Source organism: Paenibacillus sp. Negev47, from assembly GCF_058313655.1.
In genome coordinates this window covers 4,591,077-4,607,951 of the sequence record NZ_CM177754.1, presented here as the reverse complement: position 1 = coordinate 4,607,951, position 16,875 = coordinate 4,591,077, and the positions used below count along the sequence as shown (strand labels likewise).

The following is a 16,875-nucleotide window of genomic DNA, read 5'->3' as shown; positions in this document are numbered from 1 at the left end:
CTAATGCTACGATAGGATGTTTGAATTTGATAAAAAAGGACATATGTCCTTTTCATGAATGAAATAAAAAAAAAGAAGTTGCAATTTAATTTTGGACCATGTATACTCTGAATTACGGTAAAACAAGGAATTGCTTCACCGGAGCGCTTTTCATCGATGGATGAGGAGATACATATTATGCGGTCGTGGCGGAATTGGCAGACGCGCACGGTTCAGGTCCGTGTGGGCTAACCCCCGTGGAGGTTCGAGTCCTCTCGACCGCATCAAACAAAAGAAAGGTTCATGAGTTGCTCCAGAGCAATTCATGAACCTTTCTTTATTTTTTTGTAGAATTAGTGTGAATTCGCCATGATGCGCTGGCATTCTAATGCTGCCGCTGTCGCAAAATGACTGCCATGATGATTCCCGCAATGGCTCCTGCGATACCGAACAGCGTAACACTGGCAATAACTTCAACGGACTGGAGACGAAACAAAAAAGCGATACCGCTACCAAAGGTGGTTCCGGCGAGAAATCCGAGCGAAATCCCTAATTCTTTCGTTAATTTCATCGATTCACCTACTTGGAAATGTGAGATATGGATTTGCAAATGTTGGGTATAGGAAGTAAAGTGTGATCAGGAAAAACATCACATTTTATTTCCTTTTTTCATTTTGTGGTTTTAACCCGTTAATTATGCATGAGATCTCATATGGGAGGGTAAGAGCGAATGAATATGAACGAACGAATTGCAGCATGGAATGAGGAAGCGCAGCAGTGTGCTTGTGGACATCAACATCGAATGGTGGATATGCTGATTCATCTGGAAGCTGGGGCCATTCAGAGGTTGCCGGGTTATTTGTCTGAGCGAGGGTACCATCAAGTGACGATTGTTTATGATCGTCATACGTTTCGGGCCGCTGGGTCTGATGTTCTGAGCAGTATTCGGGAAGCGGGGATTCATGTGGATGAGATCGCTCTATCGGAGAATCACACGGGTGATATCGTTGCCGACGAAGCCGCTATTGTACAAGTCATGTTGGGTGTGAATCTGACTAGTGAGGCAGTCATCGCCGTGGGTTCTGGTACCATCCATGATCTGGTGCGATTTGTCTGTTCCAAAATGAACAAGCCATTTCTGTCCATACCGACAGCGGCTTCGGTAGATGGGTTTACCTCTGCAGGTGCACCCTTAATTGTAAGCGGAGTCAAACAGACATTTCAGGCTGTGCCGCCTGAGGCTATCTTTGCCGATCTGGATATTCTGGAGCAAGCCCCCCAAGTGATGAATGCTGCCGGATTCGGAGATATGCTTGGTAAATATACTTCGCTTGCAGACTGGGTTGTATCTCGTGAACTGGGCGGAGAACCGTTCTGTCCGGTCGCTTATCGGATGACAGAAGAAGCGCTGAACACCTGTATAGATCATGTACAAGCTATTGCGGAGGGACGAGCGGAAGGGGTGGCTGTACTAATGGACGCGTTAATTGTATCCGGCATCTCCATGCTGATCATTGACCACTCCCGTCCGGCGTCTGGAGGAGAACACCACCTGTCTCATATCTGGGAGATGGACCTGATGCAAGCGGGAGAGAGACTGGTTCTGCATGGTGCCAAAGTTGGTGTAGCTTGTGCATTGCTTACTGTAAAATATAAAGAACTCGCACAGACTTCGAGTGAACCGGTGTTCGGCATATATGACCATTTGCCGGAGGTTGCTCAGCTCACCGCTTGGTTGGAACAAGTAGGCGGACCGGTAACTATTGAACAACTGGGTGTAACCCCGGGAATGGTAGAGCATGCATTCGCCACAGCGCATACGCTTCGTCCTCGATATACCGGATTGAAATATATCAATGAAGTGTTGAACACGAGGTAAGGATAGCCTTTTAGAGAGATCGGTCATGATGAAATGTGTAAACTTAGCTTGTAGAGGGCTGTAATGGCTCTCTTTGGAAGCAAAAGGCGAAGAAGGGGAGATTATCTGACATTTCCGATGGAATAGCCAGAAGACTGCTTCAAGTCCGGGAGAGAAGGCATACGTTTTACGTTAAAAAAGGCTCTGGCCTCCCTAGGGGAGAGCAGAGCCTTTTGGCTGTTCGCTTATTTAGTTGTTGCGACGATCTTTCAAGATGACATCTGCGAACAAAATAGTTTTCGGGATGCGGAAAAATTGCTCCGCTTGTTCCTGAAACGCAGCAGAAGGCAGCGTTCCCTGATGCAGCCATTTGCGGAAAGTGCCGGGATGAACCCCGATCCAGTGGCTGACATCTGTCACCGACAAATCATGGACCATACACAAGCCTGTCAGAATACGGTTACTAACCGGAGAACGGGTCACCGTACGCTTCATGAAGCGAGATGACTCGGGTTGACATATCACAGGGCTATTACGCACAACTTCTTCATTAAAGAGAATGTGGCGCGGGTAACCGAGTAATTGGCATGTCTTGTCCAAATTGGTACTGCCGGGTATCCGTCCTTCATACACCCACGCACTGACACTGCGTGAAGAGATGGAGAGGTCCTCTGCGAGCTGGGACAGCTTGATATCATTGGCCATCAGCACGGCAAGAAGAACACGATTGCGGATTTGACAGCGTGTCGGTTTTCGGAATCGTTTAACACGGACGCCTTTTCCCAAGTATTTACGGTTGATCAGAGACCACGCCTGGATGGAATGTTGTTCTGGTTGATTAGGCATATTTCCTCCGATTTTTTTTAACCAAATACTACAATAAACAACGGGGTACTTTCAAGTGCCGGGTTTACCGGTTACAAATGCGTCAATGCGTCAATTCACGATAAAGAGGGAACTACGAACTAGACCATACGCAATTGACATCCTAGTATATTCCTAGATTACAATGTTTCACTAAAAATGACGGGTTAAATTGAACGGGAATAAAAATAATATAGTTCTAATTAACTGCTTATAGGTCTTAAGAACTTTTATCTAATTTTTGTTGATATGATGCGGTTTATTTCCCTGATTTCCCCAAAAACATGCTCTTTTCTTCATCGGCTTGAAAAAAGGATGTGCACAAATCTGAAATGATAAATCCGCAAGTTCAGCATGACATGTGACCTGTCAAATCTCTTACTTTTACATATATTGTAGGGTACTCAAGTGTAAGGGAGAGGTGAGGAACGTGAATCTATCTGTGAATACCTTTGCTGCTGTCTCGGGAGCGATTGTTACGTTTGCTTTTGGCGGATGGGATCAACTGTTGAGCCTGCTCGCGGTTGCGATGGCTGTGGATTATATAACAGGTTTGGCGGCGGCTGTGAGGACGGGAACCGGATTGAATAGTAACGTTGGATTCTGGGGGCTTGCTCGCAAAGGGCTGATGTTGACCGTTGTCTTGCTTGCCCACCGAATTGACCTGCTCATGGGAACCGATATTATCAAAGGCGGTGCTATTTATTTCTACCTGGTCAATGAATTGATCTCGATTACCGAAAATTATGCGAAGATCGGACTTCCGTTGCCTGGAAAGCTCAGACAGGCTATAGCAGTATTAAAGAAACAGGAAGATCAGGAGTATCTGGCGGATCGGGAATGGCCTCAACCGCAGCAAAGCCCGGTCGGTATGAAGCAGCAGGCTGAAACAGGACAAACTTCGCAGAAGGAATCCGCAAAACAGACGGATGGTGGATCTCAAGAGAAATCCGAAACGAAAGGAAACGGTTCGGATTAGTTATTCTTCTCAAGAGAACGTTTCCAAGTATCCTTTCGTAATAAAGAACGGTATGATATATTTTGAATACACGAAAATTCATTCATTTCTACTATTATACCAAACGAGGTGCTTGCTCAGATGATTAAACATATTGTCCTGTTCAAAATGAAAGATCGTTCAGCGGAAAGTATTGAAGCCGCTGCCCAGGTGCTTCGCAATCTGGAGGGCAAAATTGATGTTCTGATTTCACTTGAAATAGGCATCGATGTGCTTCGCTCGGACAGATCATTCGACATTTCACTCACGGCAGAATTTGCTTCACTGGAGGACCTTCAGGCGTATCAAGTTCACCCGCTTCATCAGGAAGTAATCAAGTACATGAACGAAGTCAGAGAACAGTCCATCGCAGTGGACTATGAAATCTGATCTGTCATTATTCACACGACTTTGAAATAAAGGGGACTCTGCATGAGCGATTTAAGAGACGTTATGGAATTTCTATATATTTTTGTTGTGTTTCTAATCGCTTGTCCTGTGATGATATTCTGGCTTAAGCGAAGAGGGAAACGGAACCGATAACTCACTGAACGGGAAGTGAACGAATGTATTATGTGAACAGAGAACAGATTGCCCGCCGGCTAGCTGCTGTACCGGAGGTAGCCGAAGGGCTTCGCCAGGCAGCTCAGGCCTGGGATGGCAGTCTCATGCTGGGGATGGTGCAGGAACGTTGTCTTCACCTGGCGATCGAGATTGTTACCGATGTGGGAAGTTATCTGATAGATGGCTTCATCATGAGAGATGCGAGCAGCTATGATGATATTATTCAGATTAATTATGAAGAAAAGGTTTTTGACAATGATACCTACGAGATATTGCGTCAGCTTGTTACGTTACGTAAGCCGTTGGTGCAGGATTATTATAGTTGGGAGCGGTCTGAGCTCCATCCGCTTAGCGTAGCGTTGCCAGGCGTACTTGAACATTTTGCCATCAAGGTTAGCGACTACGTGGAAAAAGAACTGGGTCCTTTTAATGCGGCACAAGCCGAGGGACAGCGTAAGGAATGAGGGAAATCGCATGACGAATGAATCAAAAGAATTCAATGAAGGAAATACTGAAAGCAAAGATACAAATGAAATACCTTCTGGATTCCATCCGGTATATATGGTTGAACTTTTGTTCCGGGAACCTCCGGAGGTGGATCGCCTGCGATTGCAGGAAGCTCTGATTCGTCACACAGGACAAGTCCGGCTGGATGTGAAACAAGGGGATGGAGAGCAAGTGCATGAGATGCTGGTCTTCTATCATCTGGACCATAAGGTATCCTTTCAGGAAGGGGATATTCCTGCCCAGACCTGCATGCTTCCTGTCAATGAGATTGTGGATCGTGCACGTTTTGGCGGGGCTTTGCAGCAAGCATGGCACTGGCCTGAAGCAGGACAAGTTGTAGAAGCTGCGCGGTACTCCATCCGATTACATGACATGTTCACCGCAGCCATGCCTCGCAAACGGCGTCTGGAGCTGTTCCAGAAGACTGTACTGGCAATCATGGAAAGCTTGACTTGTGATGCGTTGTATTGGTACGGCAGTGATAAGCTGGTTGAACCGGAAGCATATACGCAAGCTCAGGAACGTGAGGAACATCTGTATGCGGCCATGAACGTTCGGATGTATCAGGCTGGAGGTACGGAAGAACAGCGCGAGTTGGTTATGGATACGGTAGGGTTGTCGGCACTGGGGGTGCCTGATGTACAGTGTCACTTCGTCGGTCTTGATCCGGATACGGTCGCCCAGACCTTATTGGGTGCGGCGTATTACATATTTGATCAGGGGGATGTTCTGCAGGATGGACAGACGTTGGGTTCTTCCGGCGGACGTCGCTGGCGTTGTGAGCATCAGGCGGCACTGATTGCACCAGGGCGATATGTCATTGATTTGGACCCGGGAGATGAGCATGCGGCGGCTGATCTGGAGCCTGCTCGTCAGACCTGATTAAGCGAAGATGAAGGTGAAAAGAGAACGTTTAGATTATTTTTGATATCTGGAGTGTCAAGTCAAGCCTGTGCTGCTTATAATGCATCAACAGAGTAGGCATTCGCCCGGATGGGTGAGCGACAGGCCGTTGCTTCTGATCCGGTACTTAAACGAAAGCAAAGGAGAGATGTGACGTGAAGGATTCTAACAAAAGTTTGTTGTGGGGAGCTCTTATCGGCTCCGTAGTAGGTTCTGTAACAGCATTGCTGCTGGCACCAAAATCAGGACGCGAACTTCGTCAGGACATTACGGAAGGTGCTCGTCAGGTATCGGAGAAAGGTCAGGAACTCGCTGGCAAGGTTGGAGAACAAAGTTCACAGATCGTATCCAAGGTCAAAGAGACCGCAGATGTTGTGATTCAGGATATTCAATCCTGGCGTAACTGCGCTGAGGGCAAGGAAATTCGCATATCGGCAGTCATCACAGAACCCGATACGGACAAAGCAGCAGATGAGTCCGGAATCGACATTGTAGCGAAGCTTCCTGCGGATGAGTCCAAGGACGACAACTAAAGCAAAGCTTGGGATAGCAGGCTTTCCTCGGGTTTAGAGGAGAGCCTGCTTTGTTGTGTTTCCACACGGTGATGACACAGCACGCGGATTTTATTTGAACCCTGTAATAAAATCGGGTAAGATGTAGGTACCTTTTTGCCGGAATGTTCATACGGTAGGAAGAAAGCTTTGTGGAACAATTATTATCAGAACCAATTCAATGAAGAAGGAAGCGGTGTGTTCGTGCAGCAAGCAATCGCTATATTAGACTCCGGTGTGGGAGGATTGACCGTCGCCAAGGAAGTGATGCGTCAGCTCCCGCGGGAAAAGATCATTTATTTTGGGGATACTGCCCGAACACCGTACGGACCCCGTTCGTCCGAACAAGTGAAACAATTTACGGAACAAATCGTTGATTTCTTGATCCAATTTAATCCGAAGGTTATCGTTATCGCCTGTAACACAGCGACAGCAGCTGCGCTGGAGTATATCCGTGCCAAGGTGAATGTACCTGTCATTGGTGTTATACATCCGGGAGCGCGGGCGGCAATCACAGCGACACGTACAGGACGCATTGGTGTGATCGGTACTGTGGGTACCATTGGGAGTGGGGCTTATACATTGGCGCTCAAGCAGTTGTCCCCCTATATCGATGTGGTCAGTCAGGCTTGTCCGGCGCTCGTGCCGTTGGTGGAGCAAGGTGAATTTCGTTCCGAGCACACGACACATACGGTGGAGCAATCATTGGGTGAGATCAAACAACAGCCGATTGATTGTCTTATTCTGGGTTGTACGCACTATCCTTTCCTTATGGACACCATTCAGGAGGTTATGGGACAGGAAGTGAAGCTAATCAGTTCGGCAGATGAAACGGCACGGGAAATCAGTACGATTTTATATGATAAACGAAAACTGGCCAGCGGGGATGAGACCCCGGTGCATCAATTTTTCTGCACTGGCGACCCGCGCATGTTCCAGAATATCACCCGTCGATGGTTGGGAGAGCAGATCTCCAAGACACCTGTAGTCTGGCAGGTTACGAAATTACCATAGGTATATGCGAAAGTTTTTATGAATAGGACTTATAATTAAAGTATATTGCCTAGACGATATCCCGGAACTGTGAAGTTCCGGGATTTTTTGTCATATTTCTGTATCGACAGGTGATGGAACATGATTGATGTCACATGACGGACAACCGGGGCTGCATATATATGTTATAGACACGAAATTGGGAGAACCCGACAGGAGGCTGCCTTTTCCTGTGGAAAGGAGAACAACATGGAACTGCAGTGGATCATTGTTCAGCGGGGAGATACGATGCCGCGAATTGCGTCAGCACACCATATGACCAAAGAGTTACTTGCTGCTCTGAATCCGGAAGCTGCCTCCCAGCCTTACCTGCTTGCAGGTCAGATGCTGCGTATTGTCCCTGGGACAGGTCGCAGGTATGCTGTGCCACCCGGGGAGAGCGTAGGGGGGATTGCAGGGCGCTTTGGTCTGGATGAAGAGGACTTGCGTCGGGCCAATCCTGAAATTGCCAATATAGCTGACTGGGTTGGTCGTTGTATTCATATTCCGGCTTCCAATGGAAAAACTATTGTCAAGATTCAGGGAGAGTATGGTTATCGAGAATTAATCAGGGATATAGACCAGCTGGAGAAGCTTTACCCGTTTGTTGAGACGGGATCGATTGGAACAAGTGTCATGGGGAAGTCACTGCCTTATTTGCGCATCGGGCAAGGGCAGAGACATATTCATGTTAACGCTTCCGTTCATGCCAATGAGTGGCTGACAACAGCAGTTCTGATGAAGTTTATCGAAGAATATGCCCAGGCATATAGCACGCATAAGGCATGGCATCAATTCCAGACAGAACGCTGGATGCAAGAGACGACACTCTGGGCAGTACCGATGGTTAATCCGGACGGTGTAGAACTGGTTCAGGAAGGTGTGGTCAATCAACACCCGCATGCACAGCAATTGTTAGCCTGGAATGCCGGCAGATCACATTTCACCCACTGGAAGGCCAACATCAGAGGGGTGGATCTGAATGATCAATTTCCCGCCCATTGGGATGAAGAAGCAGCGAGAAGGGGCGTGACCTCGCCTGGTCCCCGAGATTATGCAGGAACAGCGCCTTTGACAGAACCGGAGGCGCAGGCTTTAGCACAATGGACGCAGCAGCATGCATTCGCTGCGGTCGTATCCCTGCATAGTCAGGGTCAGGAGATCTACTGGAACTATCGTGATCTGGAACCGAGAGAGAGTGCGCCGCTGTCGCGCAGACTTGCCAAGGCTTCGGGCTACAAAGCCGTGAAGCTCGGCGGAAGTGATGCCGGATACAAAGACTGGTTTATTCAAGATTTCGGTAGACCAGGCTTCACGGTTGAAGTTGGATTGGGTGTTAATCCGCTTCCGGTAGAACAGTTTGATGATATCTGTATAGAAGTGGGAATGTTGCTGGCTGAACTGTTATCCAATGGACAATGAGGCAAGGTACCTGATTATGAAGCTGCGAAACTTAACGGTGGATTATTCGTATAACAGGAACGGACGCTGTGAGCGACGTTCCGTTTTTTTATTTTTTAATTCACAGGTTACATTATTCGTTCTGAATGGTTCTTGAAGGGTTCTTGAAGGGGTAATGATGTGCGTGTCGTTATGGCGACATATATAATGTTACGGAGGGATTCGAATGAAGTGGAGAAGACTGCTGTCGTTCAAACGATGGACACAAGTTTTCAAGAGGCTCCCCCGGTTGCTCCGGGCTCCGCAGATTCCTTTGGGAGAAAAGCTGTTGTTTATTATTCCAGCCCTGTTGTACTGGGTACTTCCGGACGTAATTCCGTTTATGCCCATAGATGATATCGGGGTCACTTTGATTCTGATGAACTGGTTTGTAAGCCGTGCAGAACGCAAATATCCCGTGCTTCAGGAGGGAGCGCCTTCTTGATTGTGGTCAAATGGATAGGTTTAACATTGAATTCGCATCAATGTTATTGCGAAGAGCGGTAACTTTCTTTACAATAGATGCTGTAGTTTAAGAATGCTGAAATTGTTGAAACCTGCAATTACAATATAGGAGATGAAGAGAATGAACTGCAAAATTACGCGTAATGCGGCTAAAGTATTGAAGCTTGAATTGGACAAGCCGGAGAACGAAGGAAAAAAACTGCGCGTTGTCATCACACATGCACATGGTGACCATGCTCACTACGGGCTTGATATCGACACACCAAAAGAAAATGATACGGTTGTATCTACCGATAAAGAGATTGATGTCATTCTCGCGAATGATCAGCCTCTGTTGAACGGTGTTAAAATTGACTATCTCTACTTCCCGGAAGAGGGATTCGTCATTACGAATCCGTCCCAAGGCAATCACGGCGACCACTAAGGGCGCGAAGAAGGGGAACTCATGGCTAACGATATCCGCGTATGCGAAAAGTGTAATCATGTCCGACTAAAATCGATTGTGCCCAAGTTGCAGAAAATGGCTCCAGACACGGAGATCAAGATTGGGTGCAAATCCTATTGCGGTCCTTGTGCGAAACGTGCGTTTGTCTTTATCAACGGTCGGTACATTAGTGCCCCGACAGAAGAAGAAGTGCTCGCCAAAGTCGCAAAGTTCGTCAAGTAACAGGATATAACAAGGTAAGTGGGGAAAAACTGTCCACACACCGGAAAGGAGGGGCTACGTGCCGCTCCTTTTTTTACAATTGAATTAAGATGAACCGCTTCAATTAAAGCGGGGCATTCTCCATCATTTCATAAATTGCGAAGGTATCTTCTCCAATCTCAATGGCAATGACGGTAGTATCCTTTTTCAGGAAATGTACATTTCCCAGTCGTTCTTCCTCCAATTCTACCCATCCTGTATCCGCTAACTTCTGAAAATAATCCATTGGCGGGTATAGTCCTTGCTCACCCCCAATATGTTTCAGCTCATACTTAACACCTTCTTTAAGGGTGGGATGATCGGAATTAGCTATGTTTTCAATAAGTTTTGCATTGGTTGGAACCGGGATGTCTGGGTTCATGGATGACTCTGTATATCCTTCTATCTCGTATGTTGCAGGAGTGCAGCCTCCTATCCAAATGAGCAAGGGCAACATACAGAGAGTGAGTAATAATTTTTTCAAGTAAATTCCTCCTGATCGGGGATAAGTACTTAATAAACGAAGCAAGACAGGTTAAAGTTACAACAAAACACAACAGAGGAATAAGGAAGGCGTGTGTTATCCATCCTAAAGGGGTAACAGGAACATGATAATCCCAAGGAGGAATACTCATGCCGAAGCGTTATGATTCCAGTTTGCAGGCTGATACCACCGTATCTCAGGCGCAAAATGCGGTGAACAAGCTTCATTATGCTGTATCTCAGGCTATGTCTCATCCGACGGCACAGACCATTGCACAGGCGGAACGACGTTTGGCACATACGGAGCAGGCGATGCATCAAGCAGAGCTTTCGCTCGGAGGACAAGGCGTTGAGCTCGCAGAAGAGATGTTCATCGAGGAGAAGAGAAGATTGAATTCAATCCAGAGTCAGCACGGTCAAGGGAATCAATAACGTTCCTGTTCACACCAGAACCCGCAGGCAGCAATGCTTAGCGGGTTCTTCATGTCTTTTGCAAGGACTCCCAATCGATGGATCTTCTTCGACAAGTATGTCGAATGGTCGCTTAAAATTCTGTGAGAAGGTTAATAGAACAAGAGCAGGCAAAATTCCATACGGGAGGTACAGAATGACAAAACATATAACAGATTGTACGATTCTGAACAACGGAGTAACGATGCCATGGCTAGGATTTGGAACATATAAAGCAAAAGGCAAGGAAGTGCAACAGGCGGTCGAGACGGCTTTGGAGGTTGGATATCGGAGTATTGATACCGCGTCCATCTATGGCAATGAGGAAGAAGTGGGACAAGCGATCGCAAGCAGTGGCGTTGCCCGTAACGAACTGTTTGTGACAACGAAGCTCTGGAATGAGGATCAGGGTTTTGATTCGACGTTGAGAGCATTTGAAGCCAGTCAGAAGGCGCTTGGACTGAATGTGATTGATCTTTATTTAATTCACTGGCCTGGCAGAGACCAGTACAAGGAGACGTGGAGAGCGTTCGAACGTCTATATAGCGAAGGAAGCATCCGTGCAATTGGTGTGAGTAATTTTCAAGTTCACCATCTGCGCGAAATCATAGATGAAGGCGGTACGGTACCTGCGGTGAATCAGGTAGAATTGCATCCGGGTCTGATTCAACAGGAATTGCAGGATTTCTGCGGGGAGCAGGGGATTCAACTGGAAGCTTGGAGCCCGATTATGAAAGGCAAGCTGAACCAAGAGTCGACGCTTAAGGCACTGGCCCAGAAATATGGGAAAACACCGGCACAAATTATACTGCGTTGGGACATTCAGAATCAGATTGTGACCATTCCGAAGTCGGTTACCCCGGAGCGTATTCGTGAAAATGCGGACATCTTTGACTTTGAATTAACACCGGATGAGTTGAAACTGATTGATGCGCTGGATTCGGATAAGCGGACTGGACCACATCCCGATCAACTGTTTTGGGATTGAGTGGATCATTCATTCCAATTTGAAGTGAGTATTTAATGATCTGCTTGTGGTTGTTCCGGTTACGGAATCGTTCTTTTGATCGCTGTTGTCTCCAAATTTTTTTGATTCCTCGTTTCAGAGGATAAAATTCGGAGTCAGCTTATGCTTCCGATGCAGCTTTCTTGCAGAAAGCTTTCAGGCGAACGCTCCGCTTCTTCAGAATCGATTCCGTCCCCTCCACAGTAACTGTTCATCAAACACAAATATATACAATGAGCTAGGGTTGTGTGTAGTATATAAAAAAGCAGCAGGATCGGGAATTCCCCTGATCCTGCTGCTTTTGTGTTATTTATTCGAATCGGATGGTGGCACTGCGCAGCCGTCATCTGTGCAGACGCCGCTGCCGTCAGCGTCTGTTGTATTGGATTCAACCATGGTGAAAGGGGAGCGCTCATCCCATGCTTTCTGAATCGCGTCCAGGAACACCTCGTCCGGCTGTGCGCCCGATACGGCGAACTTGCGGTCGAATACGAAGAACGGTACACCACGGATGCCCAGTTGCTCGCCTTCAGCTTGGTCAGCGCGGACATTGTCGGTGAATTGATCACTGGACAGCACTGCCACAGCTGCATCGCGATCCAAGCCTACTTCCTCTGCCAGTTGAGCTAACACTTCAGGGTCGCCGGAGTGTTTACCTTCAATGAACACAGCTTGGAATATCCGCTCGCTCAGTTCAAGGGCTTTGCCTTGTGTATCCGCCCAGTGCGTCAATCGGTGAGCTGAGAAAGAATTGGTAGGGATCATGGCATCGATATTGTATTCCAGTCCTGCCGTGCGAGCGTTGGCATTCATCTGAGCATTCATGCCTTGGGCCTGCTCTGCGCTAATATTATATTTGGAAGCCAGGTATTCCGTATTGGTTTTGCCGGGGTTCAATGCAGCGTTCGGATCAAGCTCGAAGCTTTTAAATTGCAGCTTCACTTCATCACGGTGTGGAAACTGTTCCAATACATTCTCCAGGCGGCGTTTGCCGATATAACAGAATGGACACAGAAAATCAGACCATATCTCAATATTCATATTGTTAATCCTCCATTATCCATATAGTTGAAACTGATATAGTTACAATTATAAAACCACTTTCTATAATTCGCAAGGAGAGTGCTATTTATCCCGATATGCCTTGGACCAATGGTAAGGTTGAATCTCATCCAATCTTTTAAAAATCAACTGACCAGCAGGATCGTATACGGCAGCCTTGACTTCTTCACCCCAATAAAACAATCGTTCCTGGCATGCGCCGCAAGGTGTAAGGACCTTGAAGTCCGAATGCTCGTCATTACGAGCGATACAGAGAGAGTGGGTGACGCGTTCATTCAATTTATGGGCTTCCAGATAAGCCCCTGTTTCCATACACAGATGCGTGGCGTCGTTGATAACCTCTGGAGCGACGCTAATTAGCAGGGAGCCAGCTTCGGTATAGACGGCACCCGCACCGCCCCATCCTTGGGGATAACGCTGCTGCACGAAGCCTGCGGCTGCATCGAACAGTTGCTGTTCAATATTGAATGTTTCTGTGTGTGAAGTCATGTAATGTAAGTTCCCCTTCTTTAATGAATTCATTTTATTTCGTGTAATTGTTCATCTCGGTTATTGGGATGTTGCCGCTGAACTGTCTTTCTCTCGAAAGCGCTGAATCAAATCATAGGTGATCACCGTGTCGGAGACGTGTAATCGCTTGGTTGCTTCATCGCGAGCGGAACGGCAAGCATTGATATCTGTTTTGTCACGTGTGGACAAGTCATAACAAGCGCCGCTCTCGTAGATATAATCATCCGATGGAATATAGAATACAGAACCATCCGAGAATGAACCATTACGCAGTACAACTGTACGTGCAGACCCGTCATATACGTCGTTGCCCATATGATAATAGGATTGGTCGGATAAGCCTAGCAAATGCAGCACGGAAGGTGTGATGTCCAGTTGTCCTGAAGGCTCGTCGATGGTTCCGGCAGCTGCTCCGTCCGGTAAATGCACGAGTAGAGGTACCTCGTTCATGATCTGTGCCATATCGAGTTCGTTTAATGAACGTCCCAGGAATTGCTCGTATTGTGATTGTTCCTTAATGGAGTTGTCGTGATCTCCGTAGAACATAAAGATGGTTTTTTCCCATAATCCCCGATTTTTCAGATCCTCCACCATCTTGCCCAGCGCCGAATCCACGTAATGAACAGATTGTAGATAGTCACCGAACATCGTTCCCTGGAACTCGCCTACATCCAGTTGTTGCTTCTCTTTTGGCAAGGCATACGGATGGTGGCTGCTGAGTGTAATGAGGAAGGAATAGAACGGTTCGGTAACCTCACTACTCATTTTCTCAACGGATTGGCGGAAAAAGGATTCATCAGACAGGGACCAGCCGAGCGGGTCATCCTGTGCAAAATCATTTTTACTATAAAACTTGTCATACTTCATGTTCTGATACATCGTGTACCGATTCCAGAAGCCACTCTCATAAGCGTGAAATACGTTGGTGCTGTACCCGTTATCCTTCAGAATGGAAGGAAGCGAATCATACGTATGGCCTGCATAACGTACAAATGCGGATCCAACCGGAAGCGGATGCAGTGAGATGTTTGCTCCAAAATCGGCATCTGACGTTCTGCCCTGACCTGTCTGGTGGTAAAAGTGACTGTAATACTGACTTTCCTTCATCAGTTCATTAAAATGGGGTGTGATCTCCTGACCGCCAATGCTCTGGCCAATCATGAAGTTCGTAAAAGCCTCACCCTGGACGATAATGACATTGCTGTCCTTATACTTACCGAACAAGGCATCATTCTGGGGTTCAGCTCCCTGCCTTTCGGCGAAGAATGCCTTTGCTTGTTCAATATCAGCGGGTTCAGCCTGCGGCCCGGAGCCGATATGGTCTTTGGCGTAGTTGTACAGATCATAACCGTGAAAAGCGAGCAGTCCGGTCACATTGTACATGGATACATTCCACCAGTTGTTATCGAACAGGCCCTTAGCCCATGTTTTGCTGTAAAAATAAATCGGACCCACGGCGAGTCCCAGCCCCAGCACAAGGGCGATGCTGCCAGCAGTGAGACGGCGGCGCATCCGCGCTTTGCGATCGTTGTACGTGTAACTCCCGTAGCCATGGATGGGTGCACTGGAGTGCTTCGAACGGTAACGTCTGCCGAACAGTACGATAGCTGCGAACGGAATGACGACAAGCCAATCGGCAAAGAACCAGAGATCGCTTGTGTAGATCAGTGTAGCGATGCTGTCACCCAATGCGTCAACTTGTCTGGCCTGTAACAATACCGGGATGGTCAAGAAATCCTGGAAATAACGATAATACACCATATCGGCGTAGATTAGTGCTGTAAGCAGCAGGTTCAGCAGAGCGAGAGATACGATCATGCCCCTGCGAGGCAACCACCAGGTCCAGAAGGAGATGAGCAGTAAAGATCCGATGGCAATGACTTTATCCAGCAGTCCCATCGTAATGTTATAGGCGTGAAGATTGTGATGGAGCCACATGAGTTTGAGCAGCATGAGCACAAGAAAAATAAGATATAACGTTAGTGGATGATTTAGAAGCCCGCGTGGCATGGAACTGCGCGTAGGCCGAGTGACAACCATATGTATGTCCCCCTTGCTTTCGTTGTTTTGTAATCGGAATGTAAAATAGGGCTCCATCCATTATAGCGTGGCCTCATTTGTTTTCAACTATGCTTCAGGCAGGATCAATTCCTGCCCGAAGCGAACACCGATGACGGTGAATTCATATGATCAGAATAGCGCACAAAAAAAGTGCCCAAGCCATGAATGGCAGGAGCACTCTGTATTTTGCAATACTTATGAAGATTGTGGTGCTTTATTGCGTGGGGGCAGTGGTCCCAAATACTGATAGTATTGTGTTTCAATTCGTCCATTGAACAATTTGCGACGCTTGTCTGCCTTATGGCCGAAGTATTCTTCAAAAGCTTTGGTCGATGTGATTGCGAAAAAGGACCATGTTGGCATTTCGAGATAACTGCGTCCTAATGAGCGGAGCAGCTTTTGAACTTCTTTTTCTTCACTCAATCGTTCACCATATGGAGGGTTGGTAATGATGACACCATAATCACCCTGTGGTCTTGCACGATGAGCGGGCAGGACGCTGACTTCAATGTCTTTGGCGAAGCCGGCACTCTTGATTGCTGCCTGAGCTACTTCGATGGCTTCCGGATCGATATCACTACCCGATATCTGTAACGGTATATCGTCACGCACAGCATCGAATGCTTCTTCGCGCGCTTGTTCCCATAATTCTTCAGGAATAACAGCCCAGTTCTCGGAGTTAAAGGTACGACGAAGTCCTGGTGCAATGTTCCAGCCGATCATAGCGGCTTCAATCAGCATTGTGCCTGATCCACAGCATGGATCATAAAATGGGCGGGATACATTCCAGCGACTGAGCTGAATAAGAGCTGCAGCAAGCGTTTCTTTGAGTGGCGCTTCGGTTACGAGTTTACGATACCCCCGTTTGTGCAGACCTGGTCCCGTCGTATCTAAAGTAAGCAGGGCGCGATCGTTCAGCAGAATGACCTCAATCACATAACGAGACCCATCCTCTGGGAACCACTCCGTGTCATAAGTCAGCTTCAGTTTCTCTACGATTGCTTTCTTCACGATCCCTTGTGATGCAGGCACGCTGCTCAACTGAGATTTTTGGGAGCGACCCTCTACAGGGAATTCGCCGTCTGCTGGAATCCACTCTTCCCAAGGAAGTGCTTTGGTGCCTTCAAATAATTCGTCGAATGTTGTAGCAGGAAATTCACCCATTTTGACCAATACACGATCCGAACTTCTCAGCCACAGATTACACCGGCAAATATCAATATAATCCCCAGTGAAGAAAACCCGTCCATTGTCGATCGTAACATCCTCATACCCCAGTTGCTTCAGTTCCCGGGCAACAACAGCCTCGAGTCCCATCGCCGAGGTCGCAATCAATTGCAATTGAGCCATGTGATTCATTTCAACTCCATTTCAAGCCGGAGAAGGAATATCCTTCTCTCTGGCTGTATAGTAACGGTGCGGCCTTGCCGCTTTCCGTGAAAAAACTTACAATGAGAA

19 protein-coding genes, 1 tRNA gene and 1 pseudogene are annotated in these 16,875 nt (G+C 47.3%); 14 read left to right on the top strand and 7 right to left on the bottom strand.

Annotation, left to right across the window (positions count from 1 at the left end; genetic code table 11):
- Positions 1–179: 179 nt before the first annotated feature.
- Positions 180–263 (top strand) — tRNA-Leu (locus AC4G47_RS20635).
- 101 nt (positions 264–364) lie between these two features.
- Here the strand turns inward: AC4G47_RS20635 and AC4G47_RS20630 are convergent.
- A complete protein-coding gene (locus tag AC4G47_RS20630) occupies positions 365–550 on the bottom strand; it encodes a hypothetical protein (protein WP_491102408.1) in 186 nt (61 codons plus the stop codon).
- Positions 551–709: 159 nt separating this feature from the next.
- Here AC4G47_RS20630 and AC4G47_RS20625 point away from each other — a divergent pair, with 159 nt between their 5' ends.
- On the top strand, positions 710–1,858 hold the full coding sequence (locus AC4G47_RS20625; RefSeq protein WP_491102406.1) for a sn-glycerol-1-phosphate dehydrogenase: 1,149 nt from the start codon (positions 710–712) through the stop codon (positions 1,856–1,858).
- Positions 1,859–2,086: 228 nt separating this feature from the next.
- Here the strand turns inward: AC4G47_RS20625 and AC4G47_RS20620 are convergent, their stop codons facing one another.
- Positions 2,087–2,683, bottom strand: a complete 597-nt coding sequence (locus AC4G47_RS20620) for a helix-turn-helix domain-containing protein (protein ID WP_017689431.1) — start codon at positions 2,681–2,683, stop codon at positions 2,087–2,089.
- Positions 2,684–3,122: 439 nt separating this feature from the next.
- Here AC4G47_RS20620 and AC4G47_RS20615 point away from each other — a divergent pair.
- From AC4G47_RS20615 to AC4G47_RS20570, 10 genes and pseudogenes are all read left to right on the top strand, one after another.
- Positions 3,123–3,515, top strand: a pseudogene (locus tag AC4G47_RS20615) (phage holin family protein); the annotation flags it as partial.
- A gap of 285 nt (positions 3,516–3,800) precedes the next feature.
- Positions 3,801–4,088: a Dabb family protein gene (locus tag AC4G47_RS20610; RefSeq protein ID WP_458126198.1), complete on the top strand. Its 288-nt coding sequence runs from the start codon at positions 3,801–3,803 to the stop codon at positions 4,086–4,088.
- 176 nt (positions 4,089–4,264) lie between these two features.
- Positions 4,265–4,726 carry a DUF86 domain-containing protein gene (locus AC4G47_RS20605; protein WP_491102404.1) on the top strand — a complete coding sequence of 154 codons (462 nt, stop codon included), beginning with the start codon at positions 4,265–4,267 and terminating at the stop codon, positions 4,724–4,726.
- A 10-nt stretch (positions 4,727–4,736) separates the two neighbouring features.
- Positions 4,737–5,651 carry a DUF4261 domain-containing protein gene (locus tag AC4G47_RS20600; RefSeq protein WP_491102402.1) on the top strand — a complete coding sequence of 305 codons (915 nt, stop codon included), beginning with the start codon at positions 4,737–4,739 and terminating at the stop codon, positions 5,649–5,651.
- A gap of 176 nt (positions 5,652–5,827) precedes the next feature.
- Complete coding sequence (locus tag AC4G47_RS20595) at positions 5,828–6,205, top strand: YtxH domain-containing protein (RefSeq protein WP_491102400.1); 378 nt, start codon at positions 5,828–5,830, stop codon at positions 6,203–6,205.
- Positions 6,206–6,427: 222 nt separating this feature from the next.
- Positions 6,428–7,237 carry a glutamate racemase gene (gene racE / locus AC4G47_RS20590; protein ID WP_491106755.1) on the top strand — a complete coding sequence of 270 codons (810 nt, stop codon included), beginning with the start codon at positions 6,428–6,430 and terminating at the stop codon, positions 7,235–7,237.
- Positions 7,238–7,465: 228 nt separating this feature from the next.
- A complete protein-coding gene (locus AC4G47_RS20585; protein ID WP_491102398.1) occupies positions 7,466–8,677 on the top strand; it encodes a M14 family zinc carboxypeptidase in 1,212 nt (403 codons plus the stop codon).
- Between the two features lie 205 nt (positions 8,678–8,882).
- Positions 8,883–9,140, top strand: a complete 258-nt coding sequence (locus AC4G47_RS20580) for a hypothetical protein (protein ID WP_336760924.1) — start codon at positions 8,883–8,885, stop codon at positions 9,138–9,140.
- A 141-nt stretch (positions 9,141–9,281) separates the two neighbouring features.
- Positions 9,282–9,584 (top strand): heme biosynthesis protein HemY, encoded by a 303-nt coding sequence (locus AC4G47_RS20575; RefSeq protein WP_036609727.1) that lies wholly within the window; start codon positions 9,282–9,284, stop codon positions 9,582–9,584.
- Between the two features lie 21 nt (positions 9,585–9,605).
- Positions 9,606–9,827: a YuzB family protein gene (locus tag AC4G47_RS20570; protein WP_017689421.1), complete on the top strand. Its 222-nt coding sequence runs from the start codon at positions 9,606–9,608 to the stop codon at positions 9,825–9,827.
- A gap of 103 nt (positions 9,828–9,930) precedes the next feature.
- Here the strand turns inward: AC4G47_RS20570 and AC4G47_RS20565 are convergent, their stop codons facing one another.
- Positions 9,931–10,329 carry a hypothetical protein gene (locus AC4G47_RS20565; RefSeq protein WP_491102395.1) on the bottom strand — a complete coding sequence of 133 codons (399 nt, stop codon included), beginning with the start codon at positions 10,327–10,329 and terminating at the stop codon, positions 9,931–9,933.
- 149 nt (positions 10,330–10,478) lie between these two features.
- Between AC4G47_RS20565 and AC4G47_RS20560 the strand changes: the two genes are divergently transcribed.
- A complete protein-coding gene (locus AC4G47_RS20560) occupies positions 10,479–10,760 on the top strand; it encodes a hypothetical protein (RefSeq protein ID WP_145319402.1) in 282 nt (93 codons plus the stop codon).
- Positions 10,761–10,935: 175 nt separating this feature from the next.
- Positions 10,936–11,766 carry an aldo/keto reductase gene (locus AC4G47_RS20555; protein WP_491102393.1) on the top strand — a complete coding sequence of 277 codons (831 nt, stop codon included), beginning with the start codon at positions 10,936–10,938 and terminating at the stop codon, positions 11,764–11,766.
- Between the two features lie 324 nt (positions 11,767–12,090).
- Here AC4G47_RS20555 and AC4G47_RS20550 read toward each other — a convergent pair whose 3' ends face one another.
- The 4 genes from AC4G47_RS20550 to AC4G47_RS20535 all read right to left on the bottom strand — a co-directional run bounded on the left by AC4G47_RS20550 (position 12,091) and on the right by AC4G47_RS20535 (position 16,767).
- Positions 12,091–12,825, bottom strand: a complete 735-nt coding sequence (locus AC4G47_RS20550; protein ID WP_491102391.1) for a DsbA family oxidoreductase — start codon at positions 12,823–12,825, stop codon at positions 12,091–12,093.
- Positions 12,826–12,909: 84 nt separating this feature from the next.
- Positions 12,910–13,335 carry a cytidine deaminase gene (locus AC4G47_RS20545; protein WP_491102389.1) on the bottom strand — a complete coding sequence of 142 codons (426 nt, stop codon included), beginning with the start codon at positions 13,333–13,335 and terminating at the stop codon, positions 12,910–12,912.
- Positions 13,336–13,395: 60 nt separating this feature from the next.
- The gene (locus AC4G47_RS20540; RefSeq protein ID WP_491102388.1) at positions 13,396–15,396 is read right to left on the bottom strand and encodes an LTA synthase family protein; all 2,001 of its coding nucleotides are present in this window, start codon (positions 15,394–15,396) and stop codon (positions 13,396–13,398) included.
- Positions 15,397–15,612: 216 nt separating this feature from the next.
- Positions 15,613–16,767: a THUMP domain-containing class I SAM-dependent RNA methyltransferase gene (locus AC4G47_RS20535; RefSeq protein WP_491102386.1), complete on the bottom strand. Its 1,155-nt coding sequence runs from the start codon at positions 16,765–16,767 to the stop codon at positions 15,613–15,615.
- Positions 16,768–16,875: the final 108 nt, after the last annotated feature.